The sequence below is a fragment of the Methanococcoides sp. genome (genome assembly GCF_030594565.1).
GTDB lineage: Archaea > Halobacteriota > Methanosarcinia > Methanosarcinales > Methanosarcinaceae > Methanococcoides > Methanococcoides seepicolus.
The window spans coordinates 1-3,801 of the sequence record NZ_JAUVEY010000170.1; the positions used below are offsets into that span (position 1 = coordinate 1).

General features: G+C 45.5%; 4 protein-coding genes. 2 read left to right on the plus strand and 2 right to left on the minus strand.

The window, feature by feature from the left end:
* Both QAS77_RS10925 and ccsA read left to right on the plus strand, forming a co-directional pair.
* A partial coding sequence (locus tag QAS77_RS10925) for a cytochrome c-type biogenesis CcmF C-terminal domain-containing protein (protein ID WP_305065547.1) occupies nucleotides 1-954 on the plus strand: 954 nt, incomplete at its 5' end.
* A complete protein-coding gene (gene ccsA, locus QAS77_RS10930) occupies nucleotides 951-2,084 on the plus strand; it encodes a cytochrome c biogenesis protein CcsA (protein WP_305065549.1) in 1,134 nt (377 codons plus the stop codon). The genes QAS77_RS10925 and ccsA, both read left to right, overlap by 4 nt.
* Here ccsA and alaXM read toward each other — a convergent pair.
* Both alaXM and endA read right to left on the minus strand, forming a co-directional pair.
* Nucleotides 2,071-2,775: an alanyl-tRNA editing protein AlaXM gene (alaXM, locus tag QAS77_RS10935; protein WP_305065551.1), complete on the minus strand. Its 705-nt coding sequence runs from the start codon at nucleotides 2,773-2,775 to the stop codon at nucleotides 2,071-2,073. The two genes, ccsA and alaXM, sit on opposite strands and share 14 nt — an antisense overlap.
* A gap of 50 nt (nucleotides 2,776-2,825) precedes the next feature.
* On the minus strand, nucleotides 2,826-3,801 hold a 976-nt coding region (endA, locus tag QAS77_RS10940; protein ID WP_305065553.1), incomplete at its 5' end, for a tRNA-intron lyase.

The following is a 3,801-nucleotide window of genomic DNA, read 5'->3' on the forward strand; positions in this document are numbered from 1 at the left end:
AACATCATGTTGGCAAGTGTGCTGACAATGCTTCTGCTTGCTGCTCTCATCACTCTGGGGATGCTGACACCACTTGTCGTGAAGCTCACCACCGGTAATGAGATAAGCATGGGTGCTGAATATTTCAATGACAGGAGTGCAATACCGACAGCAGCATTGGTCGTACTGCTCACCACAGGTCTGCTTTATGGTTACTTCGGTGCAAAGAAGGCTCTCTTAGTTACAGGTCTTACTGTTCTCCTATCTCTGGTGTTCGCTTTCATCTCACCCTTTGGGAACCTTCCGCTTGATGTCACAGTTCCATTAACAGGAATGGCGGTTGTAGCCACATTCTATAAGATGTACATGGCAATGGAACGTGGATCATGGATACTGAAGCTCAAAGGCATAAGTGCTCATGTGATACATCTTGGCATTCTTTTCATTCTCATAGGCATTGTTGCCAGTTCGAACATGCAGGTGGAAGGTTCTGATATTGTAACCATGGACTATCCCGGACATTTCGAAGGGCAGAACTACATAGTTTCCGTAACAGACATGCATTCTGTTTTCGAGGGTTCTCCATACAAGCAATATCCTGGGTCTTCCTACGCAACCCACGTTACCTTCGATGTCTATAAGAAAGGTGCTTATTTTGATAGTGGTCAGGTCAAATACATAACCGACTTCAAATGGGGTCAGACATTCACTACCACCTATGTTGACCGGGGTGTCTTTGAAGAGTTGTTCATAGCTCCAAAGGCATTGAATGAAAGCAGTGGTGAGGTCAGTCTGTATGTCCGGACAGTCCCGTTCATAACATTCATCTGGGGTGGTCTTTTCCTTATGATTGCCGGTATCATCTCTCTTGTGCTTGTGGACCGTTCACTTGAAAACAGCAGCCCAAAAGCAGAAAGACCTCTTAATGGAAAACAAAATAACGGCTCTAAGGTTCGTAAGGGGGCTAAAAAATGAATTTCGGAATGATATCTATCTGGTTGGCCTTCATTCTCGGTACAGGTTCAGCAGGTCTGGCTATTATCGGTCTTTTGCGAAACGATGAGCGCTTAATTTCCCGATCAAAACAGTTCGAGCTATGGTGTACCGTTCTAACAACATTTGCAATCATATTGCTGACCTATTATCTGTTCACAGTATCGGCATCCTATGTCTATGTCTATCTTCATTCCAGCATAGACCTTGAATGGTTCTATCGCTTTTCTGCCCTCTGGGCAGGTCAGGAAGGTTCGTTCCTGCTCTGGACATGGTTCACTCTCATCATCCTTCTGGTAATTCAGTATACAGGACAGACGAAACAGCTTACGGATACGAAGTTAATGGATATCACAAGGGCGGTCTGTCTCACAATAGTAGCTTTCTTCCTCCTTCTTCTGGTATTGAAGAATCCCTTCGAGACCTATTACGCTGTTTTCGGAGGAGCTATCGAGACCTCCAACTGGAATCCTTTTGTTGCGGTATATCATCTTATCGATGGTCAGGGGATGAACCCACTTCTCAGGAACCCCTGGATGGCAGTCCATCCCCCAATACTGTTCCTGGGATATGCCGCATTCACTATACCCTTCGCAGCAGCATTTGCAGCATTGCTTATCGATGACGACAGGTGGATGAAGCTGACAAGGAACTGGATGCGTCTGGCATGGCTTTTCCTCACAGCAGGTATCGGTCTTGGTGGATTTTGGGCATATGAGGTTCTCGGATGGGGAGCATGGTACTGGTCCTGGGACCCTGTCGAGACATCTTCCCTTATACCCTGGATAACAGCAACCGCATTCCTGCATTCGGCAACAAGGGTCCGTTATGGAGAATATCGTTTCCTTGCTCCAATGCTGGCAATAGTTTCGTTCATACTGGTAATATTCGCTACCTTCGTGACACGCAGCGGTATGTGGGTATCCGTACACTCCTGGCAAGATCTCACATTTGAAGGAACATTGATCGCGTTCTTCCTGGCAATACTCATCGGCTCAAGTCTTGTGTTGCTGACGAGAAGGTACTTTGAAGAGAATGACAGCAGCGATCAAAGCGGCCAGCATAAGGATAGATATAAAAGAATTGTTCAAAAAAAGATCAGGAGAATCTGAAATAGATCCTCCTGTTATTCTTCCCTTTATTCTCGGCCTTGAATATCTCAATATGTGGTATCTCGGCCGTATTTGAAACATGGGTCCCACCACATGCCTGGTCATCGACATCAGGTATCCGTATAACTCTTATTTCTTCTATTTCCGGCGGGAATGCGTCCTTGAGCTTCACCACTGAAGGTATCTTCAATGCTTCATCCCTCGGAAGGATATCTATCACTAAGTCGATGTTCCGGTCTATGATCTCATTGACCTTCGCTTCATAAGAGCCTATAAGCTCCCTGTCGAAGTCCTCAAGATTAAAATCAACTCTTGTCTTCTCTTCTGCGATCTGATTACCGGATATCTTCGCACCGGTCTCATTATGGATTATAGCACTGAGAATATGGGCAGCAGTGTGATATTTCATGAAAAGGCTTCGTCTGTCCCAGTCAATATTACCTTTTACTTTATCTCCGGCCTTCAATCCGGCCTCTGAGACCTCGTGACCTATCTTTCCGTCAAATTTATCCACAAATATGACGGTATACTCTTTGCCGTCACATACCAGTTTCCCGGTATCATGCGGCTGTCCTCCTGAATTGGGATAGAAAGCCGTCCTGTCAAGGACAACGAATCTATCATCGGTCACATCGAGGACATTAGCCTCGAACTCTTTTATCTGACAGTCTTTAAGGTAGAGTGTTTCCATAATGGAAAATCAGGAATATCCTTAATAAATGTTTTTCATTCCGACAAACATCACATCTTTACTCTTCCAATATCGATGTAATCGACACCTTCGTCTGTGGGAATCGCATAGAGCATCCTCTTTCTTACACTATTTGCAAGCCTTATGGCCCTTGACATGACCGGTAGTGTAAACTCATGGTCCAATGGTATCGAATGTATGAGATATTCGGAATGCGGTATCTTCGTTGGCGATTCCACCTGTGTATAAACGCGGAAGTGACTGCCGAACTTGAAACCTGTCTTTGGCACGACCCCTTCATCTCGAAGATCTGTGTAAACACTGCTCTTTATATTGAACTCAGGTTCAATTTCCGAAGCCATCTTTGAAAAAGCATCCACATCCAGATATTCATTCTGCCTGTTGTTGATATTGAGGACACCTTTCTCAAGGAGGTATCGGGATTCAACAAGGGAAAGCTGCAATCTCTGACTATCAAGGGGTTTCCCATAAAAGCCGTTCTCAAAAAGGGTGTTCGAAGCGTCCTCATCCCATACGACAACCCTGTCCTCAAGGAAAGTGGCATCTACATTGATATTCGGATAAAGAGGCTCCTTCATCTCACCTTTTAAACGTGGCCTTTTCACATCGTAGAACGTAATGTCACTCTCTTCGTCCACAATGGCGAGTATCATCTGCTTCCTGACGTTCTCTGCTGCTGCAAGGGAACGTAGCAGGTCTCTAAGTGGCATTGGTGCCCTCTCCGACCTTACATAGACGAACTGTTTTGCGGCTCCCTTTCCGGGATGACTGCCACGTGGATATACGCGGAAATCGGTCACACCGGGCTGGACGTAGAATCCTCGCTCTCTCAGGTCCTTGTAAACGATATATTTAAGCTCGAAGGATGGCTGCAAGATGGAAGCTACCTTGAAAAGACCTGAAAAATCCAGTACCTTTCCTTCATGTTCCACTTCTATCTTCCCGCGGTATGCCAGATATACAGCTTCGATAAGTGTAAGCTCAAGCCCGTTTGGTTTAGGCCTG